Annotated in this window: 24 protein-coding genes; 14 read left to right on the top strand and 10 right to left on the bottom strand. The window is 37.8% G+C overall.

What is annotated here, in order from left to right:
* Positions 1–23: 23 nt before the first annotated feature.
* From gatB to gatC, 3 genes are read right to left on the bottom strand one after another with little or no spacing between them, the layout of a single operon-like run.
* Positions 24–1,493: an Asp-tRNA(Asn)/Glu-tRNA(Gln) amidotransferase subunit GatB gene (gene gatB / locus J582_RS10775; protein WP_031981687.1), complete on the bottom strand. Its 1,470-nt coding sequence runs from the start codon at positions 1,491–1,493 to the stop codon at positions 24–26.
* Positions 1,493–2,971, bottom strand: a complete 1,479-nt coding sequence (gene gatA / locus J582_RS10770) for an Asp-tRNA(Asn)/Glu-tRNA(Gln) amidotransferase subunit GatA (RefSeq protein WP_031981689.1) — start codon at positions 2,969–2,971, stop codon at positions 1,493–1,495. The genes gatB and gatA overlap by 1 nt, the downstream gene beginning before the upstream one ends.
* Before the next feature lie 53 nt (positions 2,972–3,024).
* Entirely contained in the window at positions 3,025–3,339 is a 315-nt protein-coding gene (gene gatC, locus J582_RS10765; RefSeq protein WP_000107699.1) for an Asp-tRNA(Asn)/Glu-tRNA(Gln) amidotransferase subunit GatC, read from the bottom strand.
* A 133-nt stretch (positions 3,340–3,472) separates the two neighbouring features.
* Here gatC and J582_RS10760 point away from each other — a divergent pair, with 133 nt between their 5' ends.
* The 6 genes from J582_RS10760 to J582_RS25895 all read left to right on the top strand — a co-directional run bounded on the left by J582_RS10760 (position 3,473) and on the right by J582_RS25895 (position 8,296).
* Complete coding sequence (locus tag J582_RS10760; protein WP_000601379.1) at positions 3,473–4,513, top strand: rod shape-determining protein; 1,041 nt, start codon at positions 3,473–3,475, stop codon at positions 4,511–4,513.
* A 16-nt stretch (positions 4,514–4,529) separates the two neighbouring features.
* A complete protein-coding gene (gene mreC, locus J582_RS10755) occupies positions 4,530–5,387 on the top strand; it encodes a rod shape-determining protein MreC (protein WP_002051136.1) in 858 nt (285 codons plus the stop codon).
* Positions 5,374–5,865, top strand: coding sequence for a rod shape-determining protein MreD (gene mreD, locus J582_RS10750; protein WP_002051447.1), 492 nt, complete (start codon positions 5,374–5,376; stop codon positions 5,863–5,865). The genes mreC and mreD overlap by 14 nt, the downstream gene beginning before the upstream one ends.
* The gene (locus J582_RS10745) at positions 5,853–6,413 is read left to right on the top strand and encodes a Maf-like protein (RefSeq protein ID WP_031981691.1); all 561 of its coding nucleotides are present in this window, start codon (positions 5,853–5,855) and stop codon (positions 6,411–6,413) included. The genes mreD and J582_RS10745 overlap by 13 nt, the downstream gene beginning before the upstream one ends.
* Positions 6,414–6,526: 113 nt before the next feature.
* A complete protein-coding gene (gene rng / locus J582_RS10740) occupies positions 6,527–7,981 on the top strand; it encodes a ribonuclease G (protein ID WP_004712131.1) in 1,455 nt (484 codons plus the stop codon).
* A 141-nt stretch (positions 7,982–8,122) separates the two neighbouring features.
* A complete protein-coding gene (locus J582_RS25895) occupies positions 8,123–8,296 on the top strand; it encodes a PA1571 family protein (RefSeq protein WP_001103036.1) in 174 nt (57 codons plus the stop codon).
* A gap of 29 nt (positions 8,297–8,325) precedes the next feature.
* Here the strand turns inward: J582_RS25895 and J582_RS10730 are convergent, their stop codons facing one another.
* Both J582_RS10730 and J582_RS10725 read right to left on the bottom strand, forming a co-directional pair.
* On the bottom strand, positions 8,326–9,711 hold the full coding sequence (locus J582_RS10730; RefSeq protein WP_031981693.1) for a WS/DGAT/MGAT family O-acyltransferase: 1,386 nt from the start codon (positions 9,709–9,711) through the stop codon (positions 8,326–8,328).
* 172 nt (positions 9,712–9,883) lie between these two features.
* Complete coding sequence (locus J582_RS10725; protein WP_031981694.1) at positions 9,884–10,618, bottom strand: phosphoadenylyl-sulfate reductase; 735 nt, start codon at positions 10,616–10,618, stop codon at positions 9,884–9,886.
* A gap of 184 nt (positions 10,619–10,802) precedes the next feature.
* Here J582_RS10725 and thrH point away from each other — a divergent pair, with 184 nt between their 5' ends.
* Positions 10,803–11,420, top strand: a complete 618-nt coding sequence (gene thrH, locus J582_RS10720; protein ID WP_002051289.1) for a bifunctional phosphoserine phosphatase/homoserine phosphotransferase ThrH — start codon at positions 10,803–10,805, stop codon at positions 11,418–11,420.
* Positions 11,421–11,477: 57 nt separating this feature from the next.
* On the opposite strand, the gene J582_RS10715 is transcribed toward thrH, so the two are convergent.
* Positions 11,478–12,908 (bottom strand): OmpP1/FadL family transporter, encoded by a 1,431-nt coding sequence (locus tag J582_RS10715; RefSeq protein WP_016803909.1) that lies wholly within the window; start codon positions 12,906–12,908, stop codon positions 11,478–11,480.
* A gap of 598 nt (positions 12,909–13,506) precedes the next feature.
* The gene (locus J582_RS10710) at positions 13,507–14,205 is read right to left on the bottom strand and encodes an NAD(P)H-dependent oxidoreductase (protein WP_032047842.1); all 699 of its coding nucleotides are present in this window, start codon (positions 14,203–14,205) and stop codon (positions 13,507–13,509) included.
* Between the two features lie 157 nt (positions 14,206–14,362).
* Between J582_RS10710 and J582_RS0104570 the strand changes: the two genes are divergently transcribed.
* Complete coding sequence (locus J582_RS0104570; RefSeq protein WP_031981697.1) at positions 14,363–15,418, top strand: AraC family transcriptional regulator; 1,056 nt, start codon at positions 14,363–14,365, stop codon at positions 15,416–15,418.
* A 21-nt stretch (positions 15,419–15,439) separates the two neighbouring features.
* Here J582_RS0104570 and J582_RS10705 read toward each other — a convergent pair whose 3' ends face one another.
* Together J582_RS10705 and J582_RS10700 are read right to left on the bottom strand one after the other, a co-directional pair.
* Entirely contained in the window at positions 15,440–16,432 is a 993-nt protein-coding gene (locus J582_RS10705; RefSeq protein WP_032047841.1) for a fatty acid desaturase family protein, read from the bottom strand.
* Between the two features lie 107 nt (positions 16,433–16,539).
* Entirely contained in the window at positions 16,540–17,340 is an 801-nt protein-coding gene (locus J582_RS10700) for a PaaX family transcriptional regulator C-terminal domain-containing protein (RefSeq protein WP_031981700.1), read from the bottom strand.
* 344 nt (positions 17,341–17,684) lie between these two features.
* Here J582_RS10700 and J582_RS10695 point away from each other — a divergent pair, with 344 nt between their 5' ends.
* The 4 genes from J582_RS10695 to hchA all read left to right on the top strand — a co-directional run bounded on the left by J582_RS10695 (position 17,685) and on the right by hchA (position 21,677).
* A complete protein-coding gene (locus tag J582_RS10695) occupies positions 17,685–18,503 on the top strand; it encodes an undecaprenyl-diphosphate phosphatase (protein WP_017393864.1) in 819 nt (272 codons plus the stop codon).
* A gap of 158 nt (positions 18,504–18,661) precedes the next feature.
* On the top strand, positions 18,662–19,555 hold the full coding sequence (locus J582_RS10690) for an AraC family transcriptional regulator (protein ID WP_004705824.1): 894 nt from the start codon (positions 18,662–18,664) through the stop codon (positions 19,553–19,555).
* A 46-nt stretch (positions 19,556–19,601) separates the two neighbouring features.
* The gene (locus J582_RS10685; protein WP_031981702.1) at positions 19,602–20,600 is read left to right on the top strand and encodes an NAD(P)H-quinone oxidoreductase; all 999 of its coding nucleotides are present in this window, start codon (positions 19,602–19,604) and stop codon (positions 20,598–20,600) included.
* Between the two features lie 201 nt (positions 20,601–20,801).
* The gene (gene hchA / locus J582_RS10680) at positions 20,802–21,677 is read left to right on the top strand and encodes a glyoxalase III HchA (RefSeq protein WP_004705826.1); all 876 of its coding nucleotides are present in this window, start codon (positions 20,802–20,804) and stop codon (positions 21,675–21,677) included.
* 165 nt (positions 21,678–21,842) lie between these two features.
* On the opposite strand, the gene J582_RS10675 is transcribed toward hchA, so the two are convergent.
* Positions 21,843–23,198 (bottom strand): hypothetical protein, encoded by a 1,356-nt coding sequence (locus J582_RS10675; RefSeq protein ID WP_032047840.1) that lies wholly within the window; start codon positions 23,196–23,198, stop codon positions 21,843–21,845.
* Positions 23,199–24,033: 835 nt separating this feature from the next.
* On the opposite strand from J582_RS10675, the gene J582_RS0104565 reads away from it, so the two are divergent.
* Both J582_RS0104565 and J582_RS10670 read left to right on the top strand, forming a co-directional pair.
* Positions 24,034–24,336, top strand: coding sequence for a hypothetical protein (locus J582_RS0104565; RefSeq protein WP_032018870.1), 303 nt, complete (start codon positions 24,034–24,036; stop codon positions 24,334–24,336).
* Between the two features lie 11 nt (positions 24,337–24,347).
* Positions 24,348–24,800, top strand: coding sequence for a hypothetical protein (locus J582_RS10670; RefSeq protein ID WP_032018871.1), 453 nt, complete (start codon positions 24,348–24,350; stop codon positions 24,798–24,800).
* The last annotated feature ends 115 nt before the right edge of the window (positions 24,801–24,915 follow it).

Raw genomic sequence — 24,915 nt, 5'->3', positions numbered from 1 at the left:
TTTCTTTTCTAGAACTGATCAGATTAACCAATCAATTTTTTCATTAATTCATTTACTTGAGCAGGGTTGGCTTTACCCTTAGAAGCTTTCATGACTTGACCAACAAGACCGTTAAAGGCTTTTTCTTTACCAGACTTGTACTCTTCAACCATTTTTTCATTGGCTGCAAGTACTTCTTTAATGATTGCTTCAATTGCACCAGTGTCGGTTTCTTGCTTTAAGCCTTTTTCCGCAATAATGTCATCGGCAGATTTACCTTCCGATTCCCACATAAAGCCAAAGACTTGTTTAGCAATTTTACCGCTAATGGTGTTGTCAACAATACGCGCAATCATGCCGCCAAGCTGTTCAGCAGAAACAGGTGAGTCTGTTAACTCTAAGCCCGCTTTGTTTAAAGCACCAGAGAATTCACCCATTACCCAGTTTGCAGCAATTTTACCTTGCTTTGCACCACCAGCCGCAGCAACAACAGCTTCATAGAAGTCCGCCATTTCGCGTGAGAGCGTAAGTACGTGTGCATCGTATTCAGTTACACCAAAGTCTGCAATAAAGCGTGCACGGCGTGCTGCTGGCAACTCAGGCATAGTTGCTTTGATGGCCTCAATTTGCTCATCTGGAATAATTACTGGTAACAAGTCTGGATCAGGGAAGTAGCGGTAGTCATTCGCTTCTTCTTTAGAACGCATAGAACGCGTTTCCATTTTATTTGGATCGAACAAACGAGTTTCTTGATCAATTTCGCCGCCCCATTCCAAAATTTCCATTTGGCGTTCAATTTCCACATTGATCGCTTGCTCAATGAAACGGAATGAGTTGAGGTTTTTAAGCTCACAGCGTGTGCCAAACGGTTGTCCCGGACGACGTAAAGACACGTTACAGTCCGCACGGAATGAGCCTTCAGCCATGTTACCGTCAGAAATACCTAACCAACGTACTAATGTGTGAATGGCTTTGATATAAGCAACCGCTTCTTCAACTGAACGCATGTCTGGCTCAGAAACGATTTCAAGCAAAGGTGTTCCGGCACGGTTTAAGTCAATGCCAGACATACCTTCAAATTGGTCGTGTACAGATTTACCCGCATCTTCTTCAAGGTGAGCACGAGTTACGCCAATACGTTTAGTCGTACCATCTTCAAGTTGAATGTCGATGTGACCCAAGCCCACAATCGGGTTATCCATTTGGCTAATTTGATAGCCTTTTGGTGAGTCAGGGTAGAAGTAGTTCTTACGTGCAAACACAGATGCTTGGTCGATGTAAGCATCAATACCTAAACCAAAACGAATTGCAAGATCAACCACTTTTTCATTCAAAACTGGAAGTACACCCGGCATTGCTAAGTCTACCAGGCTCGCTTGTGTATTTGGGTCTTGACCAAATTCAGTCGATGAACCAGAGAAAATTTTAGAATTGGTTGCAAGCTGAGTGTGAATCTCAATACCAATAACGACTTCCCAACCGTCAATCAATTTCAACTTTTGAGCTTCAGCCATTATGCATTCTCCTCAGCAATTGCCGCACGTTGAGTATGGAAATCGGTATTTTGTTGATATTGATGAATAATTGACAACAGTTGTGATTCTGACCAGTAGTTACCAATTAATTGTAAACCTACAGGTAAGCTGTCTTTATCAAAACCAACAGGAGCATTAATGGCTGGTAAGCCTGCTAAGTTCACTGCAAGTGTATAGATATCGCCTAAATACATTTCAGTTGGACTTAAGTTCGCACCGATTTTATATGCAGTTGTTGGCGCAGAAGGAGCTGCAATCACATCTACATTTTCAAAGGCTTTTAAAAAGTCTTGTTGAATTAAACGACGTACTTTCTGTGCTTTCACATAATAAGCATCGTAATAACCTGCAGAAAGCGCGTATGTACCAATAAGGATACGACGTTGAACTTCTGGACCAAAGCCTTCTGAACGAGAACGTTTATAAAGATCCATCAAGTCTGCTGGATTTTCACAGCGGTAACCGTAGCGAACACCATCATAACGTGACAAGTTAGAAGATGCTTCCGCTGGCGCGATGAGGTAATACGTTGGTACATAAGCTTCGGTCATGTTGAGGTCAATCTCAACAAGCGTTGCACCCATTTCTTCAAGCTTTTTCAAAGACTCTTCAACACGTGCTTTTACGTCGGCATCTAAACCTGCAACGTTAAAGTACTGTTTAGGAATACCAATACGTAAACCTTTTACAGATGTGCCATTTAAGTTTGCAACGTAGTCATCAACTTCTTTTTTAACCGAAGTTGAGTCTTTTGCATCATGACCTGCAATTACATTCATGAGGTAAGCACAGTCTTCAGCAGAGCGTGCCATTGGACCCGCTTGGTCTAAAGATGATGCATAAGCAATGATCCCGAAACGAGATACACGACCATAAGTTGGTTTTAAGCCTGTTAATCCGCAGAAAGACGCAGGTTGGCGAATTGAACCACCTGTATCGGTACCTGTAGCAAATGGTGCTAAATCAGCTGCTACAGCTGCAGCCGAGCCACCTGATGAACCACCAGGTACATGGTCAAGTGCCCAAGGGTTGCTTGTTGCGCCTACATATGAGCTTTCAGAAGTTGAACCCATCGCAAACTCATCCATGTTCACTTTACCTAAAGTGACAAGACCAGCTGCTTTAGTTTTTTCAACAACTGTTGCATCGTAAGGAGAAATAAAATTATCTAATATTTTTGAACCAGCAGTGGTTTTAATGCCTTTGGTACAAAAGATATCTTTGTGAGCAAGTGGAATACCCGTTAAAGCAGTTGCATTACCCGCTTTTAAAGCTGCATCGGCTGCGTCGGCTTCAGCAAGTGCTTGCTCAGGTGTAACCGTCACATAGCTTTTTACCAGTGGGTCAATTTTAGCAATACGTTTTAAATAGTGTTCAGTCAGTTCGCGAGACGAAAACTTCGCTTGGCTTAAGCCCTCAGCAAGTTCGCGAATTGATAAGCGATGTAAATCAGTCATGAGTAAAATTTCTTTACATTCAAAATAGGGAAGATGGGTTAATTGAGTAAAAGTTATTCAATCACGCGAGGAACAAGATACAAACCATCTTGAGTTGCAGGCGCAACTGCTTGGTATTCATCTCGATGATTGCTTTCAGTTACCACATCAGCACGTAAAGGTTGAGGATTGTCAAAAGGACTCTTTAAAGGTTCTACGCCTTCCGTATCAATGCCTTTTAAGGTTTCCATCATGCCTAAAATTTTATTTAGACTTTGAGCATATTCAGCAGATTGCGTATCATTGAGCGACAATCGAGCAAGATTGGCGATTGCTGAAACTGTTTGTGCATTTAAATCTGCTGAATGCTGTGCATCCGATGTAGACATAACATCACCTAATCAGTATTAAAAATTTTCAAAATATCGTGCGTTATAATAAGCGATTGACTTGTTCAAATCATCACATTTAGTTTAAAGTTGCCACCTTGCATCCACATGAAAGTTTAACTGAGAACGAACCGTGATTCTAAAACGACTAATTGGCTTGTTTTCGCCGGATCTAGCCATTGATTTAGGTACAGCAAATACACTTATTTATGCACCAGGCCGCGGCATTATATTAAATGAACCAACAGTTGTGGCAATTCGTCACAGTGGTTCACAAAAAATTGTTGCTGCTGTAGGGCTAGATGCTAAGCAAATGTTAGGCCGTACACCTGCGAATATTTCTGCAATTCGTCCAATGAAAGACGGTGTAATTGCAGATTTTGAAGTGACTGAAACCATGTTGAATCAGTTCATTGGTAAAGTTCACGAAAAACGTTTGTTCCCACCTGCACCTCGTGTAGTTGTATGTGTACCATGTAAATCAACTTTGGTCGAGCGTCGCGCAATTCGTGAAGCCGTATTTAATGCTGGTGCCCGTGATGTACGCTTAATTGAAGAGCCAATGGCTGCTGCAATTGGTGCTGGCATGCCAGTTGAACAAGCATGTGGTTCTATGGTTGTGGATGTTGGTGGTGGTACAACTGAAATTGCAATTATTTCATTGCAAGGTTGTGTCTATGCCGATTCTTTACGTATTGGTGGCGATGTATTTGATGAGCAAATCATTAATTATGTTCGTAAAGCTCACGGTTGCGTAATTGGTGAAACCACAGCTGAAATTATTAAGAAAGAAGTAGGTATGGCTGTTTCTGATGGTACGACATTAGAAATTGAAGTACGTGGCCGCAACCTTGCAGAAGGTGTACCTCGTGCGATTACTGTAACTTCTGATGAAATTACTCAAGCGATTTCTGACCCATTACAAAGCATTGTAAGTGCGGTGAAATCTGCTCTTGAACAAACTCCTCCTGAACTTTCTTCTGATATTGCTGAGCGCGGTATTGTGTTGACAGGTGGTGGTGCGTTACTTCGTAACCTCGACAAATTGTTAGCGCAAGAAACTGGTTTACCAGTTGTTGTTGCTGAAGATCCTCTTACTTGCGTGACCCGTGGTGGTGGTAAGGTATTGGAATTCTTCGACAACCCGAACCATGACATGCTTTTCGTCGGTTAAGTTTAAGGATTAGGCGGTGCAACCGAATATTTTTTCAAGACAGCCGCCATCTTTCCGCTCGTTCATTATTGCGGTCATTACATGCTTGGTTGTGCTGTTCTTTGATTGGCGCATGCCTTATGTAATTCAGCCAGCAAGGGATGTCTTGTACGCTGCATATAATCCAATTTATGCGCTTGCAAGCTATCCGGTACTGTCGAGAGAATGGCTGAATCAACAAACTAAATCTGAAACACAACTGCGCCGTGAAAACACTGCAATGCAGGCTGAGTTGTTACAGGCTCAGGTTCGTTTGCAGAAACTATCTGAATTATCTGCTGAAAATACCCGATTACGCGGTTTACTTGATACGCCATTAATTATTGATGGCCGTATGGAAATTGCCGAAGTGATTGGAACAGATGCCGATCCGCTACGTCACATTATCATTATTAACCGCGGTTCAATGGATCACCTTAAGGTGGGTCAAACGGTTCTAGATGATAAAGGGATTATGGGGCAAATCATCAATGTATATCCTCATAGTTCACGTGTGATGCTACTTTCAGACAAAGAGCATTCACTCTCTGTTCGTTTAGAGCGTACAGGTATGCGTGCGATTGTTTCGGGAACTGGTGATTTAGGTCGTTTGAAAATGGAATATGTTCCGACTAGTGCAAATATTCAAGTCGGCGATAAAGTATTGAGTTCTGGCTTAGGTGAGCATTTCCCGGCAGGTTATGCAGTGGGTACGGTGGCTAAAATCCGTCGTCATAATTCAGGTGAGTTTGCTGAAATTGATATTACTCCAGCTGCTCAGCTTGCAACAGGACATCACGTGGTTGTGCTTTTCTCTGACTCATTAGCGAAGGAGCAACCTTATGCCGATCGCTAAACTGAAACGTGAGAAGCGTAAAGATCCACTATGGGGAATTATTCTCTCCGTTATCGTGGGTTCTGTGCTCATGGTTTACCCACTTTCCTACGATATTTCTGGCTGGCGTCCATTGTTCATGCTTATGATCATGTTGTTTTGGGTCGTTTGCCAACCAACATGGTGTGGGGTGTGGTTTGCATTTGGCATGGGAATTTTTACAGATCTTTTGCTTGATGCACCTTTGGGCTTAAATGCCTTAAGTTTTGTTATTGTTACCTTTGTTACCCGCTTTTTAATACGTGAACGTCGGATTTTAACTTTCGTTAATTTATGGACGATTGCCATTTTAGTGATTATTGCTCACTTGGCATTTATGTGGGTAACCCAAACGATGGGGGGCATTCATTTTTCGATTGCTCGTCATTGGCAACCATTAATAACAAGCATCTTAACTTGGCCTGTTGTTTATTATTGTTTAGCAAAATGGCGCATTTAGTTTTAGCTTCCAGTTCTCCGCGTCGTAGAGAATTGTTGCAACAGTTGGGCTTAAATTTTGAAATTTATAGCCCTGATATTGATGAATCTATTCATAATGGTGAGCTGGTTCATCAATATGTTGAACGTTTAGCAAGAGAAAAAGCGCAAGCTGTATTAAATATTTTTCCAGATGCCGTGGTTATTGCTGCCGATACAAGTCTTGGGCTTGATGATCAGATTATTGGTAAACCTGACTCAAAACAGCATGCCTTTGAAATCTGGAAACAATTATCTGGCCGTTGGCATGATGTGTTTTCCGGAATTTGTATTGCTACACAGCAGCAAATCTTGAGTCAAGTAGTGCAAACTCAAGTTGAGTTTGCATCAATGACTGCGCAAGATATGGAAGATTATTGGGCCACAGGTGAACCTGTAGGGAAGGCCGGTGCATATGCAATTCAAGGAATTGCTTCGCAATATATTCCCAAAATTCAAGGAAGTTATAGTAATGTGGTAGGGCTTCCTTTGTACGAATTTTCACAGTTATTCAAAAGAGTGAAGACATAAGGGGTTGTTGATAATTCTTGATTGAATTGCATTGTCGATGAATAGTGGACAAAGCGACATTAACAGTCCCTCTGACTCTTTAATAAAAATTTTATAATGCTTTGAGTTTATGTATGTCAGAAGAACTACTTATTAATGTCACACCTATGGAGTGTCGGGTGGCATTAATCGAAAATGGAACTGTTAATGAGCTGTATGTTGAACGTACAGTGAAGCGAGGACTTGTCGGCAATATCTACAAAGGTAAAGTTGTCCGCGTGCTTCCGGGCATGCAAGCGGCTTTTGTTGATATCGGATTATCTAGAACAGCCTTTTTGCATATTAATGATATGGTTTGGCCTCGTTCACAGCCAACTCCCAATGTTTTTGAATTACTTCATCCAGGGCAAATTCTGACCGTTCAGGTGATGAAAGACATGCTCGGTACCAAAGGTGCACGTCTAAGTACAGATCTTTCTATTCCTTCTCGCTATTTAGTTCTTATGCCGTATGGTAACCATATTGGTGTTTCACAGCGTATTGAGTCAGAAGAAGAGCGCGAACGCTTACGTAATATCATCGAAGGTATTCAGGCAGAGCATAATCTACCCGGTAGTGTGATTGTCCGTACTGCTGCTGAAGGCGTAGATGATGCTGAGATTGCACAAGATATGTGTTACCTCAGCAAGCTATGGGAATATATCCAGCGTAAACAAGTGGATGTTGCAGTTCCTTCTTTAATTTTTGAAGAACTACCACTACCACAACGAATTATTCGTGATTTGGCAAGCGAAGAAACAGCAAAGATTTATGTCGATTCGAGAGAAATTCACGGCAAACTGCGTGAGTTTGTAGATGAATTTGTGCCGAATATGCAAAGTCGCTTGATTCATTATCCGGGCGAACGTCCATTATTCGATCTCTATAACGTCGAAGAAGATATTCAAAAAGCACTACAAACGCGTGTTGCTCTAAAGTCTGGTGGTTATCTAATGATTGACCAGACTGAAGCCATGACTACCATTGATGTCAATACAGGGTCATATGTCGGTGGTCGTAGTCTCGAAGACACAGTCTTTAAGACCAATATGGAAGCGACTCAGGTGATCGCACGTCAGCTCAGACTAAGAAATCTGGGCGGTATTATCATTATTGATTTTATTGACATGCAAGAAGCCATTCATCGTGAAGAGGTGATGCGTCAATTTGAAAAAATGCTTGAACGTGATCATGCCAAAACAAAAATCACACAAGTGTCTGAACTTGGCTTAGTCGAAATGACACGTAAAAGAACACGTGAATCATTAGAACACTTGTTATGTGAGTCTTGTCCAACGTGTCAGGGGCGTGGTTTTGTCAAAACGGCAGAGACAGTGTGTTACGAAATATTTCGAGAGATATTACGATATACGCGTGCATTTGAGTCGACGAGTGGCTTTACTGTCGTTGCTCATCCTTCTGTAATTGACCGATTATTAACGGCAGAAGCCCCTGCAGTGGCTGATTTAGAGCACTTTATCAACAGAGTTATTAAATTTCAGGTCGAAAATTTATATACGCAAGAGCAATACGATATCATTTTAAGTTAAAGTTGTAACAAGATATCGCTTAATCCTTGTTACAACTGAAATTTTACTTTCATTCATGAATTTTAAATACTACTTGCATACAGTAGCCGTAGACGTTCTCCCTGTTTAAAACGTCTTAGCAAACAATAAGAGGTATAACCCATGAATGTAAGTGAAAACCTAATTAGCAACGGTCTTAAACATGTTTTAGAAAGCACGCCAGTAAATAGCTGCTATATGTTGAATGACCAAGGTAAAGAAGTACCGATTACAACTGCGATGATCCGTTCAGTATGTCATCAGTTGCTTAACCAGTGCCGCGCAATTAAAAAATAAGGGGCCATTTCAAAGCCCCTTAATTTTTCTTAACTTGCTGAATGATGTTTCAGCTGTTTTTCCTCAATAATTTCTTCAAACCGTTGAATCTCATCTTCAAGATGGGTTAAAAGGTTTTGCATCTTAGGTAAAGCATTTCGACATGCTGTTAAACCTACTTCAAGCTTATCCAGATAGCTTGTCATCGTAATATTAAGCGCTTGCCCATCCATGACTATAGAAGCAGGGTAGAGCGCATCTAATTTCGCACCATTCCAATAAAGTGGCTCACGTGGGCCAGGTACATTAGAAATCACTAAATTGAATGCCTGACGCTTAGGAAGCATTCCAGACATGATGTTTAGACCTGCTGGGCCATAAACTACAGCGCTATAGTTTAAAATCTCATTTGCAGTCATTCGGCTAAAGCGTTGCTTTGAATTTTGCATACTACGACGAATAATTTCGAGTCGTTCTAGAGGCTGGTCTTTATGGGTCCCCAAATTCGCTAGAATCATCGTAATGCGATTACTTACGTCAGAGTCATCTGTACGCAGTGAAGCGGGCACCATCGCAATAAGAGGCTTTTTAGGCAAGCTATTATGACTAATCAGGTATTCACGTAATGCCCCAGAACATACAGCAAGTACGACGTCATTAATGGTCACACCAAGCGCTTTAGAAATCTTTCTAAGGCGACTTAATTCAAAAGATTGAGCTGCAAAGCGACGTGAAGCGCTTACGCGTTGATTCAAAATTGAAACTGGCGCCTGAAAAGTCGATACATAGTCAGGATTTTTCCCCATTTCTTTAAAGATGGTTTGTGATAACTCATGCATGACCTTCGGAGTAACTTCAAGCTGTGACTTGATGCCTCCTAAAATATTTTTGATTTTACTAGTACTTGGTTTTGGTACTTTTAAGCGTTTTGTTCTTTTACTTTCTACACACCAAAGTGGAACCACATGTTTTTCTTGTGGTGTTTTTGATAGAGACTTTTCAATTAAGCGCATACCCGCAACGCCATCTACCATGGCATGATGAATCTTAAAGTACATCGCGAAACGATTACCTTCGATCCCTTCAATAATGTCGCAGGTCCACAGAGGTTTTGCACGGTCAATTAAAGAACTGTGCTGCTGAGAAATATATACGAGTAATTCACGAATTCGGCCAGGATGAGGCAAGGCAATATGACGAAAATGATGATCGATATCGAATTCTTCATCTTCATCCCAAAATAAGCCATTTAAACGGTTATTAAAGGGTGGGACAGGAATACTTTTCGATTGGCGAATTTCTTCTACTAAATCACGAACGAAAGTTTCAGGGGCATTTTCAGGAATTTCAAATAAAAACAATCCGCCAACATGCATCGGTTGTTGTCTTTTTTCTAACGATAGAAAAATAAAATCAATAGGGTGTAATGGACGCATAACTCGTTGTGCCTCATGCTTTTTTCTAAGAAGCCCTTAACTGAGCTCTTATTAGAATTATAGAACCGTAAAATTTAGTATATAGCGTTTATTACAGATTAAATATGACTTTGTGTACGAGATATAACTGTAAAAAAAACCACTGATTCATCAGTGGTTTTTTTATACCAGACTATTTTTTTAAGTTGCCTGCATGTAAGCCACATTCTTTTTGTGTTGCTTCTTCCCACCACCAACGGCCTTCACGTTCATGCTGGTTTGGAAGTACTGGACGTGTACATGGCTCACAGCCAATAGAAACAAAACCACGCTCGTGTAGAGGGTTGTATGGAATTTCCATCATGCGGATGTAACTCCACACATCGGCACTAGACCAGTTCGCAAGCGGGTTATATTTAATGAGTTGCTTACCCGGACCAGAGAAACCAGCATCTGCTTGTACCACTGGAATTTCAGTACGTGTACCCGGACTTTGATCTTTACGCTGGCCTGTAATCCAACCATCTAAAGTCGCAAGTTTCTTACGTAAAGGTTGAACTTTTCGAATACCACAGCACTCTTGGTGTCCATCTTTAAAGAAGCTAAATAAGCCTTTTTCATTTACCATGCTTTGCACAGCTTCAGATTCCGGGAAGCAAATCTCGATATTAATATTGTAGTGCTTACGAACAGTTTCAATAAATTGATAAGTTTCAGGATGCAGCCGCCCAGTATCAAGACTAAAAACACGGAAGGGTTTACCTAAACGTGAAGCCATATCAATTAAGACTACATCTTCTGCTCCAGAGAAAGAAATTGCGATTTCACCTTGTTGGCTTAATGCAAGCTCTAAAATCTCACGTGGGCTTTTAGCTGCATATTCAGCCGCGAGAGCATCAACGATATCAATAGTCGGAATAACGGTCATGGGTGTTCCTGGCAAAAGGCTTGGGCGCATTGTGTTATGAAAAATATTCTAAAGGATAGTGAATAAATTGCTTAGCACTTTAATTTCGATCCTTATGAATAAAATTGATTTGATCAATAACAACGCAAATCTGAAAATCTTAATGGTATGATACAGCAATTTTTAACCAACGTTGGAAGCATTCATGGAAATCGTATGCCTAGATCTTGAAGGAGTTTTAGTTCCTGAAATCTGGATCAATTTCGCAAAAAAAACAGGGATTAAAGAACTAGAAGCAACAACTCGTGATATTCCCGATTATGATGTTTTAATGACGCAGCGTCTGAATATTTTAAAACAACATGGTCTAGGCCTAAATGATATTCAAGAAGTTATTGCCGAGATGGGGCCATTACCAGGTGCCAAAGAGTTTGTTGAATGGGTGAGTAATCATTTCCAACTGGTCATTTTGTCCGATACTTTCTATGAGTTTGCTCATCCTCTAATGAAGCAATTAGGCTGGCCAACAATTTTCTGTCACAAATTAGAAACTGATGAAAATGGGATGATTACAGCTTATAAACTTCGTCAACCAGACCAAAAACGCGAGTCAGTTAAAGCGCTTCACGGTTTAAATTTCCGTGTAATCGCGGCAGGAGATTCATATAATGACACAACCATGCTTGGTGAAGCTGATCATGGCTTCTTATTTGATGCACCTGCCAACGTGATTGCGGAATTCCCACAGTTCCCAGCAATTAATGGATATGATGCCCTAAAAGAAGCAATCCGTTCAGTTTCGCAGCGTAATATTCCTGCTTAAGAATGGACAATAAAAAAGGCGCTTAAAGCGCCTTTTTTATATGAATGAGTTTGAAACTTAGAATTTATAGCCAAGTTTTAAACCATAGGCGATCGCATTGTTATCAGAGAATTCTGCAACATATTGATCACTACCAGCTTGTGCACCAGTTTGTGCTTTAGCATCACCCAACCAGAAGTATTTCACACCACCAGCAATAAATGTTTGTGGAGTAGGGCTATATTGAACGCCTACACCTACGTTCCAGTAACCTTCTGTTGGGCCTAATGTAGTCACCGGGTTACCTGCGCCAGAATCCCAACCTACAGAGACATTACCTGCCCATTTTTCATTAAGCTTACGACCTACACCAGCATTCACTGTCCATTGATCGTCTGAATATTCAACTAAGTTAAAGCCATTTGGACGGCCAACTAGCCCACCTACAGCTTCTGAAACTTTACCAAATTTATATGGTTGAATTGAGAAGTCTTTCCAGTTCACCCAACGAACATTGGCAAATGCAACGGTATCAGCCATGATCCCTGTTTGAAAATCAAGGTTAACAGACTGTGGAGTAGTAATTGTCGTTTTACCAGATGTATTAATTGCTTGAAGTTTAGATGCTGGAACATCTAAACCACCAAGTACTGAAGTAAGACCAGGGAAGTTTAATAAAGATAAATTTTCATTAATATCTACTTTATGGTCAATTTCAGAACGATAAGTTACAGATGCTCTAAGTGCGATTTCAGGAATTTGATAAGCTGCACCTGCTAACCAACCAGCACCTGTAGTTTCTTTGATATTTGCATCATAACCATTATAAAGGCTATACGCTTGACCTCGTAAACTTACATTACCTTTAACTGTTTGTAATACAGGACCTGCGTAGAAATTAAAGTTTTTCGTTGGTTGATAACCAAATACAAAAGATAAGTTTTGAGTATCAACTTTAACTTTAGTTCCACCATTACCTAAATAATTATTTGCTGCAGCAAGAGCACCAGCTAAAGTTTGGAATTGTTTACTTGCTAAAACTTGGCCTTTTGCTAAAGCTAAAGTTTGGTCATTGATAGGTGCACCTTGTGCTTGCAAAGCTTCAGTTGCTTTTTTAGTAACAAGACCATCGATAGCTGCTGCTGATAAAACAGTATCAGTACCTGGATGAGATACGAATACATTGTTACCTGAATATTCTGCATCTGCTCCAAATGGTTGGTCATAGAGTAGACCAAAAGAGAATTTATCGTTAAGTTGTAGTTTTAATGCAGCACTTGGGAAGTAGTAATCATTACCCATATCGTCAATATTACGACGAGTTGCGCTTGATCCTGCTTCTTTACCCTCTACAGTTGGGTCTAAAACAGAGATACCTGCTTCAAAATAATTACCTGGTTGAAAGAATGCAGACATTGACTGTCCAGAGCGATCCAAAGCTGCTGCAAAAACCCCAGTTGCAGGCAGCGTTGCTAAAATCATTGCAGTGCTCAGATGTTTTAATTTCATTTTAATCTTTCCTTGAACTTCAAGACATTTTTTTAAAAGTAACAGAGTTAAACCGTTTAAACTGTGTTGCCTTCAAAGCTTTTAATTACAAGTTTCAAAGCTTTGATAACTCCATGTAACAAAAATAGCATAATTACACTAAGAGTAAATCTGTTATATGAACTGGGGAGTACTCATTTTTTATACAAAAAATGTCAATAATGAATGAAATATGGAGAAAAATTTACATTATTAAATTATTTTAAATATTTGATATTTATATTTTTTATCTATTATTAATAGGCTTTAGATTTATGACATTTTTGTCATAAATCCAAAAAAAATGGCCAAAGATTTTTTTGTAAAAATATGAATTGATTGGTTATGAATTGAGTATTAGTTATCATTTTTACTGGACAAGTCTAGTTTCTCTACATGTGTATATTATTGATTAAGTTTTATATTCTTAATTAATGGGTGGAAATTAAGCAATTTTTTTTACCAATTGATCAATTTTTGGGAGGGTTTAAAGACTAGTTAAGATCTTTTATATTCCAAAGAATAACCAAAAAATGAGAAGTATGTCTGGTTAGTCTGCTTTTAGAGCTAAAACATACCATTAAAGGGGATATAACTTCTCATCAAATTCTTCAAGTTTGGGAAATTTTAAAGGTTCTAGCTGGTCGAGGTGAGTAAGGTACGTTATATAGTCTTCAAGAATGGTTTCTCGTGCCTCTTGGCTAATATAAGGTACATGGTAGGCAATGAATGGTGGAAGGACCTCAAAACCAGTATAAGCCAAGGTGCCGCGTTGAATGGGTGAGAGATAATGTTCAATTGGTCCGTGAATGGAGCTCTCGCCAAACATATGCGTTCTACCGCCCAGTGTTAAACAGAGCTTTGCTTTTTTCCCCGCCATACCACCGTGGTTATAAAAACGCTTTCCGCCATAAAAAAGTCCTGAAACGAATACGCGATCAATCCATCCTTTTAAAATTGCCGGGACAGAAGTCCAGTAAAGAGGGAAGTTTAAAATGATCAAATCTGCTCGTTTTACCTTTTCAATTTCCGCTTGGATATCAGGTGCTAAAAGGTTTTGCTTGGCGGCATTACGTTGTTCTAATGCGTAATTGAAATAGTCGGGTTGATTGAGTTCTAAAAAATCCTCTTTGGAAGCTACAGGGTTGAATTGCATTGCATATAAGTCAGAAACTTCTACACGATGACCCAACTTTTTAAAAGTTTGCTGGGCTGTGGTTTTTAATGATGTTGTAAAAGATAGTGGCTCTGGATGAGCATGAACGATCAGAATATTCATAAGGTGACCTGTATTCTTTTCAGAAATTGTGTTGTCTAGTGCAATTTAGCGGGTTTCGTTTTGAACAACTATGCATTAATTTAAAAGCATGGCATAGTTCATGAACTGACAGTTTTTACCATTTGACGCCATATTTATGATTTCTAGTGGACCAAACCTGAACCCAGAATTACCCGGAACTTATATTAATTTATTAGTCGATATGGTTAAGCGCTTGAATATCTCTGCTGAGCAGCTTTTAGATGGAAGTGGCATAACATTAGAACAATTAAACAAACCGTATTGGTATGTTGAATTTAATTCCTTAAATAACTTACTTGAGCAAGCGATTCAACTCACTTATGAGCCAGCATTGGCGGGTTATTTGGCTTTGGAAATGAAAGCGTCTTGTTATGGCTCAGTGGGTATGACGGCCATGGTCAGTACAAATTTGGGAGAGGCCTTAAAAATACTTGAGCAATTTATAGGGGCCCGTTGTGATGCCTTTAAACCTGAGTTAAAGCAAGAACAAGATTATATTTACTGGTCTATACACCAGCCTTTGAAAGCTTTTCAGTTGAGTCCAAATGCGACTATTTTTTTGTTATTAGGTTTCGTTCAAATCGCGAAGCATCTCACAGGATTATCTTCTTTAGGTACAGTTAAGTTAAATATGTCTGAACCCGTCGGTTTTTCAAAATTAAAAGATGAATTGGGTGTAGATTGTTTATTTAATGAAAAACAGAATGTCTGGATTTTTCCAAAAGAATATTTATCGCAGCCCATCCTAACGGCCGACCCGATGCTTGCGCCTTTACTGAAAGCACAGTGTAAAAAAGATCTCGATAAATTGAAGTTACGCAGCGGATGGAAAGCAGAAGTTAGCCAAGTCATAAAAAAATTATTGATCACTAATCAGCGAGAAATATTAAAAGTTAAGCAAGTCGCTCAAATGATGAATATGTCAGAACGTAGCTTACAGCGGTACTTGGCAACCGATAATACAAGTTTCTCAGCATTAGTTGATTTAACTCGAAAGCAATATGCACATCATCTTTTAGAAAATAGTTCTACATCAATTGAAACTGTGGCTTTAAGTTTAGGTTATGCAGATACATCTCATTTCACTCGCGCTTTTAAACGCTGGATGGGAGTGACACCTAAGTATTATCGAACTCAGTTAAAACTAAAAAATTTGAACTTAAGCGAATCATACAGAAGACCACAAATTTGAAAGTGGTCTTCTAACCCTATCTTAATTTGTTAACTCTTGTTTTGAAGAAAGTGTATGAATCACTTCAAAATAGCTCGGTGGAGCGGGAACATGCCCACGTTCTCTTAATATTTTGTGCATACGCGGTAATTTAAAATATGGAACAGACGCCATTAAATGATGTTCCATATGGTAATTGACGTGGATTGGTGCAACAAAACTTCTCGCAATCCATCCAGCTCGTGTTGTTCGAGTATTGGTTAAAGCAGTATTGCTGGTTTGCATACCAGCGTGTTCTGCCATAGAGCGAATACGTAAAAAAAGTGGGAATGGGGTTAAGTAAGCCAGAGGCCATAACCAATAAAAACGTTGTTGACCAAATGCTTTTAAAACGCCATAAAGTGCTAAATTCGTTGCAATAGCACCTGTACTGTTTTTTGCAATACTCTTTGCATAGTCAACAAAATTTTTATGACTACGGTCTAACCAAATTTGATCATTGGCAACAGTCCATTTCATGACATCCAGATCCATTAAAACTCGACCTAAGCTAAACTTTAAGCCAGTCATACCTGTTAAGTCGCGTAAGAATTTACGAGTCAGAGACTTTTTACTGACAGGAAAACCAGCAACTAAAGAAAGATCTGGGTCATCTGGAGTAGAGGTTTTTGCATGGTGACGAACATGGTGTACACGATATTTTTGAAGATCATTCCAGATGGGGCGGGCGCATAGCCATTCACCTACGAAATCATTTATTTTTTTATTTTTGAATAAACTTTTGTGAGACGCGTCGTGCATTAAAATTGCGAGGCATAACTGACGACCCGCCAAGATTGCTAAGGCAAGCATACATGCTAATAATTTACCCCAACTCGGTAAGTAGTCCCACATCATTATTAAGCTGGCGAATGTTCCGCCAATAACAGCCCATGTGCTGGCAACCGCCCAAGCACCATATGCATCTGAAGGTTCTGTAAGCTCTTGTATTTCTTCTCTGCTAAATAGGTCCGTAACACTTACCTGCGTATTCATTGTTATTCTCCCAAATTAGAGTTCGGTATCTATATTTTTATATTACAAATATAGTCATAAAAAATTAAAAAGTGAAATATTTGTTTGTAAAAAAATAAATCAGATGATTATAGATTTAGTTCTTGTTCATATATTTTTTTCCAAAGTTTTTGGCCGATCGCGTCTAACTGCTGTACATCTTGAGCAAATTGATTACGCGCAGACTCATTTACAAATGGAGCTGGTAATAGGGGGTCATTCATGAGTAAAGCAATCGTTTCCCGACCTAAAAGAAGGGCTTTAACTGCTGCATCATTTAAGGAGAGGTGAGTATAGTTTTCAAGCCAGTGTGTGATATCTCGACTGTACATTTCATAATTTTTTTCGAGTTGTTTGGTATCCCATAAAGAAAAAATTTGCTTAAGCGTTGAGGGTTCGAAATGGTGAATAATACAAATTTTTGCTTCTTTCTCTAGCCCAGCTAAAACAAGCTCCTCACAGGTTTTTTCAAAACTATAAGCTAAATTGTCTGGGCGGATGTAAATACCCGTTTCTAATTCTTTAAAACCAAATTGACGCAGTACACGTTCACGTTTTTTAAGAGCAGTTCGGTCTATACGGCCCAGAGTGCCTGTAAAAACAGCAAGATAATGTTGCTGCCATTCTTTAGTTTGTTTAATACCATTTTTACGATTGAGAATTACTTTTGCCCAATCTTTCGTAGAAGGTGAAAGTTGATAGATTCCGCGTTCTACACTTTCGATCATACCTTCATTTAATAAACGGGTGGTCGCAACTCGAATACCGTTTTCACTTAAGTTAAACAGTTTGGCGGCCACCAAAATTTGTTTAATCGTAAGTTGAGGGTAAGCAGAGGAAAGAAAGAGATCGATAATCAGATGACGTGCGTTGATTTTAGTATTTTTCATTTTGTTTAAATTTTAAATATAAATGACATATGCTTGAAATAATATCATGTTTGTTTGATGTTTTAAGATGGTTTCTTGGCTTGCTTGAGTGTAAGAACTTTTATGTATAACTAGAAGATGATTTGTTTTTGATTAGATTTTATCTTTTTACGATAGTTAACCTAAGTTTGTCATAATGATGTGATACATTATTGCACTTTAAATAATCGGCCTTTAATTAAAGGCAATAACCAAAATGCTAGAAATGATCTGATATTGAACATGAAATAATCCAAAGTATTGGTTTATCCATGATATAAAACAACTTTTTAGAGCTTTCTAGTGATTAACTTTTTGAGCAAGTGATGGAAAATTTTGAAGTTATAAAAGCACTATTTCTAGGATTTGTTGAAGGTTTAACTGAATTTTTACCAATTTCCAGTACTGGCCATTTGATTTTATTTGGTCATATTATCGATTTCCATTCAGATGGTGGTCGTGTATTTGAAGTAGTGATCCAGTTAGGTGCTATTTTGGCAGTGTGCTGGTTATATCGACAAAAAATTATTAACTTGATTAAAGGCTTCTTTAGTGGCGATGTAGAGTCGCGTCATTTTGCTTTTAGTGTATTAATTGCTTTTTTCCCAGCAGTGATTATTGGCGTTTTAGCTGTCGATTTTATTAAAAGTGTTTTGTTTAGCCCAATTGTGGTTGCGATTGCCCTCATTGTCGGTGCACTCATTATTTTCTGGGTTGAATCTAAACAGTTTGAGCATAAAACATTAGATGCAACAAAAATCACGTTTAAGCAGGCACTGTTAGTTGGTCTTGCTCAATGTGTTGCGATGATTCCGGGAACATCTCGTTCAGGTGCGACAATTGTAGGCGGGATGTTTGCAGGTTTATCACGTAAAGCCGCAACAGAATTTTCATTCTTCCTTGCAATGCCGACCATGTTAGGTGCAGCGACATTTGACTTAATTAAAAATGCTGATGTGTTGACCTCAGACAATATGATTAATATTGGTGTTGGTTTTGTTGCAGCATTTATTGCAGCTTTATTTGTAGTAAAGGCACTGGTACTTTTTGTTGAACGCCATACGCTACGCGTATTTGCTTGGTACCGTATTGTGCTCGGTGTCATTATTTTGATTGCAGCAATGTTCTTTAACTTATCTGCTTAATCATCAGATTGAATAAAAAAACCTAGAATCTTCTAGGTTTTTTTATGCCTAAAAATAGCTTTAACTTGCTTATTTATACAAAGTACTACCAAGAAATACTTTTCCCTTTTAGTTTGATTGATATAGTAAATCTTAAATAGCCCGTAAAAAATAAAGCAATGCAACAGAATGATTTGATGAAAAGATTGGTAGAGGCTTTTTTATATTTGGCTCCTCAAGAAGGGCTGTATCCTACCTATATTTCAAACATCACCCTTATGAGGGTAGATCATTCCACACAACCTGTTGCTGTATTACAAGAGCCTTCAATTGTTTTAGTTATACAAGGCGTAAAGCGTGGTTATATCGGGAAAGATACTTTTCAGTTTCAACAAGGCCAGTGTTTACTCATCTCGATCGCTATACCTTTTGACTGCGATACGTTGGTTGAAAATGAACCGATGCTGGCAATTGCGATTAAGTTTGAAACGCAAATGATGGCTGATTTAGCCACTAAAATGGATAAAGACCAGCAGCCATCTATAGATGAGCTTGAAAAAAGAGATATAAAGCTCAGTTGTGGTTTAAATATTATAGACATGAACACGGTAATATCTGAGGTTGCTTTACGCTTGTTGAATTTACTTCGTTCTAAACAAGATACTGCGATATTGGGAGAACAGATAAAACGAGAACTCATTTATCGGGTTTTGCAGGCAGGTAGTCGCGATTTAATCGAAAATCTTTCGGCTATGATAAGTCGAAATAGTGTGATTTATACAATTTGTGAAATTATTCAAAGAGATTACTATCATAATTTAACGGTTCAGGAACTTGCTAAACAAGCAGGAATGAGTGTCTCTCTTTTTCATCAAGCGTTTAAGAAAGTCACGAACTATTCTCCATTACAGTACATTAAGATTACTCGATTACATAAGGCACGTGATTTAATCTTAAATAATCAAATGGGTGTTGCTGAAGCCGCCTATCAGGTTGGGTATGTAAGTGCTTCACAGTTTAGTCGAGAGTTTAAACGGCTGTTTGGAGTTCCACCTAAATCTTCAATGAATTAAAGTAAATCAATACATTTAAAATATAAACCAAACATGGAGCATATCAATGAGTCTTCCAACAACCATGAAAATTGTTGAAATTACGGTTCCTGGCGGACCTGAGGTCTTAAAACTTCAAGATTCAGATGTTCCAGTTCCTCAAGCAGATGAAGTGTTAATTGAGGTAAAAGCTGCTGGAATTAACCGTCCAGACGTATTGCAGCGTATGGGTTTATACCCAATGCCTAAAGGTGTTACGCAAATTCCGGGTCTTGAAGTCGCTGGGGTCGTGGTTGCTGTAGGTGAACAGGTGCAACAGTTCAAAGTTGGAGACAAGGTTTGTGCTTTAACCAACGGTGGTGGTTATGCAGAATACTGTGCGGTAACTGCAACGCAAGTATTGCCAATACCTGAAAATCTAACATTTACACAAGCTGCTGCGATTCCGGAAACATTCTTTACAGTTTGGGCAAACCTGTTTGATATCGGCCGTTTAAAAGAAAATGAAACAGCACTGATTCATGGTGGTGCAAGTGGTATTGGGACCACAGCTTTAGCGATTTGCAATGCTTTAGGGATTAAAACTTTTGCTACAGTTGGAAGTGAAGATAAAGTTGAAGCACTCTCTAACTTAACGACTGCAATTAACTATAAAACCCAAGATTTTGAGCAAGAAATTTTGAAACACACCCAAGACCAAGGTGTTGATGTGATTTTGGATATTGTGGGTGGTTCATATTTCTCGAAAAACTTAAATCTATTAAAACGTGATGGTCGACTGGTCATTATTGGTTTTATGGGCGGTCGAATTGCAAAAGAATTTGATTTGCAGAAACTGATTTTAAAACGTGCAACTATTACTGGCTCAACTATGCGAGCACGTAATAGCCAAGAAAAAGCCCAGATTGCTCAGTCATTACATGAACATGTGTGGCCGTTATTAGCGCAAGGCAAGTGCTTACCGCAAATCTATAAAACTTATGATTTTTCAGATGTACAAAGTGCCCATGCATGTATGGAACAAGGTGACCATATTGGAAAGATCGTTTTAGAGATTAATACTTAATTTAATCTGTGATAGTTTAGGTGAACGTCATGTTTGCCTAAACTGAAATTTATAATTATTAATTGTGCCTATTTCTATATAAAAATTGCCAAATTCTATTGGCGTGTTGCACCAGTTTCTTGATCTAAATATACATGTACTAAGAAATAATAACTGGCTTAAAGCTGTTATTTCGTTCTTCAATTCTAAAGGATGGTAACAATGAATACCCCAGCATCAAATGATAAAAATCCGACTCCAGATTTGGCAGAAGATAATGCATTCTTCCCATCACCATACTCACTGAGCCAATATACTTCTCCTAAAACAGATTACGACGGTACGACCTACCCAACGCCGTATACAGGTAATAAAAAGGTCTTAATGATTGCAACTGATGAGCGTTATATCCAGATGCAAAACGGTAAGTTCTTTTCTACCGGAAACCATCCAGTAGAAATGCTTTTGCCGATGTTTCATTTAGATAATGCTGGTTTTGAAATTGACGTTGCGACACTTTCCGGTAATCCAGCCAAACTTGAAATGTGGGCAATGCCAAAGCAAGAGCAGGTAGTATTAGATACTTTCCAGAAATATGCAGATAAATTAAAAAATCCGCTAAAACTTGGCGATATTTTAGAAAATGCAGTGGGGGAAAACTCCCCATATGCGGCTATATTTATTCCGGGTGGGCATGGTGTTTTAGCTAAGATTCCACATAGCTTGGATGTCAAAAAAGTTCTGAAATGGGCAGTTGAACAAGACAAATTTATCATTACTTTATGTCATGGTCCAGCTTCGCTGCTTGCTGCGGCAGTAGATGAACAACCTGAGAATTATATTTTTAAAGATTATCAAATTTGTGTATTCCCTGATTCATTAGATAAGGGGGCAAATATTGATATCGGTTATATGCCAGGAGCTTTACCATGGCTAGTCGGTGAGAACCTTGAAAAACTCGGTGTGAAGATTTTGAACACTGGCATTACAGGACAATGTCATAGAGATCGTAAATTATTAACAGGCGATAGTCCGCTTGCTTCTAATAATTTAGGAAAACTTGCAGCTGAAACGTTGCTGGCTGAAGTGAAGGATTAATTAAATGCGTGCGCCCTGCGGGACTAGAACAATCTTGTATAAGCCTTTAAAATTAAGTATTGGTTATTATTAAATATGGCTTTGTATCCTCACTTGTATCCTTATTTTAAAATGTACTTATATTAATTTTATTCCTTAGAAAAGTAATCCTTCTGAAAAGAGCTCTCAATTGAGAGCTTGTTCAGGTTTAAGAAAATCAGGCAAATCTTTTCCAACTTGTGACTTAAAATATTCTTGAGCATCATCTAGATGAGTTTCTATATATTTCATAGCTTTGTTTTTAGTAGCTGAAATGGAATTAAACTCAGTTCCCATAATACTTTCAGCCTTAAAAGCACCTACAGTTGCTGAATTAGAAATAGCAGTAATAATTTCAAATGATTGTTTATCATCGATGTATTTAAGATATACCTCTTCAATCCCCTTGACTTTCTCACAGAATCCATTTGCTATGTCAAAAGAATTTGAGCCTAATCCTGATTTGATCAACTCTAAATATTTTCCAAAAACTAACGGTTTATCTTTAAACAGATTTGAGAGTAATTTAAAATTTGGAGCTCTTCTAAATAATTCTTCTAAGGTCTCAGAGAAATTATCTTTAAAGTCTTTATCCGAATATATGGTAGAAATACTTACTAAAACATTTGCTGGATTTCTGAGCTGTTGTTGAGATAAAGATAAATTTGAAGATTTAATTTTTTCTGCAATTACTTTCTTGATTCTAGCTTGAGTAATGTTATCTGAATTTAAAAAAATAATTGGTTGTATGTATATAGTTTCCAATATTAAATCATTATATGAGTGATTATCGCTTTTAGCTTTTACGATGATATTTTTAAGATTATTATTAACTTCATTTTGATTGAGTGCGGCTAATCCATTTATAAAACATTGGGCATTTTTAAGAATAATCTCATCATCTTGTTTATCTAATATATTAATCAGCTTATTGATTAATTGAGGAAATGCTTCCATGTGCAATGAGGACACTTCTTCTTGAACAACCTCTCCAATTTTATCTATTTTAATATCTACGAAGAAGTTACTATTTTTTAATCTATCCAAAATTTCATCAACTAAGTGACTTGTGGAAAAAATTGGTTTTGATAGAAATCTATCAATGACTTCAAAAAAGACATACCTAGCTTCTTCTGCACTTGGTCGGTGACCAGATGGGTGGGCTGACTTATTTCTTAACTCTCTTAAAATACCTGCAAATACTGAATCAATTTCAGGCAAAAGATTTTTTGCAGTCAGTTGATCAATTAGATAATTTTCATATACAGCTTGCTCATCTTTTCTTCTTTTAACTTCATCATAAATATTGCGTGCAACTTTATTGATAGCCGCTAATTTTTCTAACTTGGATGTGATGTCATCAAAGAGAGCAATAAAACTTAAAACGATACATCCTCGATATGCTTTTGTCATATAGCATGTCAGAGCTTCTCTCATGTAGTCTTTAATTTGCTCATTTTTGATTCTATGTAGAAGTTCTTCCATATCTGTTAAATTGGCCATAGTTGTCCCCTCTGAATTATATAAATATAATTTTTTATTATAGACATCATTTAACTAATGACTACTAAAAAATCTTATTTTAATATTCCTTCTTAATTTTTCTTTTGACCGTGTATATTTATAAAAAATAGCTTTCTATATTAATAGTCAAGCTCAGGATTCATATAATAAATTTCTTCAAATCTGTTTTGTTCTTTTCTAATATGTTTTCAGATAGTAGGAGCATCTTTAACTTTATTAAGTAATCCAATTTCTAACCCATAACTAACCCAATAATGGGATTATTCCAAAAACGGTAATATTCCCATTATTGGTATTTTGAATGCTCCCAATAATGGGATGTAGAATCAACCCAATTTTGGGATGCAGAACCTATCAAAGAACCTATCAAGGAATCTATCAGTCTTTTAAGAATCAAAATTTAACTTTTTGAGGATCCATAAGACTGATTTTTAAGTTGAGATTTTGATATGGATTTATAATTTTTTTAAAGAATTTCTAAAAATGACCAAATCTATAGCCCCATTTTGCAGCCAGTTCCTCACTGAGCAATTCTAATAAGAAAAATGACCAAAGGTACATGAAAAGATTTAAGGTACTAATACGAAAAATTAGAGCGTTTTAGGAATGCTTTTAAAAAGTATCATTTGACCTGTCTGGATACGCCGTACTGGTAAAGATGATTGAAGCAAGCATTGATTACCAGGTGGAGTAAAAGACTAAAAATATAGTGTTTTACGGTCTCCCTCGCGCACGCGCGCGTTTTATTGAAAATATACCCATTTTTTATGAGCCTCATCCAAGTCCTAATTAGATAAATTGATAGGGCTGAACTATGAATATATTTGCTGAGTTATGCTGCTTCTCAACACCTAAAAATCTTTTTTTTAATAAGAGATTGCCAAACTATTTAGCTCCAGACTTCAACAGAATGATTATAGATTTGAAAAATCTGGGTTGGACACTTGAAAAGATTGCATATGTATTGCCAATATCAGGGGCTTCCTCAGTCAGAGAATGGATCTGTGGAAGTGTCATGAAATATGACAACGGCGCTGCCTTTGTTGAACTTTGGATGCATTTGACTAATAAAACAGAAAAAGAAATACCTCGAATTAATCGTTACCTTATAGCTTAGGAGGATTACATATGGGATCTAAAAAGAAGTTTTTTGAACCGATTACAGGGACCAGTATTAACCGAGCTATTGATCTATGTAAAAGTATTCCAGAAAAATTGAAAAAATTTCAGGAAGATATTCGTTATCTAGATTCCAATCAGCTTTTTCAGAAGCAATTTATTCATCAGTTATTAGTTATAGTAAATGACCTTGAAGAATTAAATCAGTTGCTATTAATTATGGTGAAGCCAAAAGATATATATTACTCCTCTTTAAGGACAGCATTAGCTTGGATCAACAATATATCGAATGTTTTAATTATTACGGGGTATTATCTCGATCCTGAGAATAAATATAAGCGTCTATTGAACAAGCATTCGTTTGGTTTTGAAATAAATTTAATTTTAAAGAAAGTGGACTCTGTCAAACAAATTCTAGAACGTATAAGTAAGGGAGATCCCGTTAATAGGAGAATTCATTGAACACTATGAATTTTTGATTTTATATAAATGAGTAAATAGGAGGCTTTAAACCTCCTTTTTTGTTTCAAAATTTACCCATTTTTTGAATATGAATATCGTTCTAAATTAATAATAT

Origin of the sequence: Acinetobacter sp. 1566109 (genome assembly GCF_000582255.1) — a bacterium.
GTDB classification, from domain to species: Bacteria; Pseudomonadota; Gammaproteobacteria; order Pseudomonadales; family Moraxellaceae; genus Acinetobacter; species Acinetobacter nosocomialis.
The sequence above is the reverse complement of the archived record's forward strand: the minus strand, read 5'-3'. Positions and strand labels throughout refer to the sequence as shown.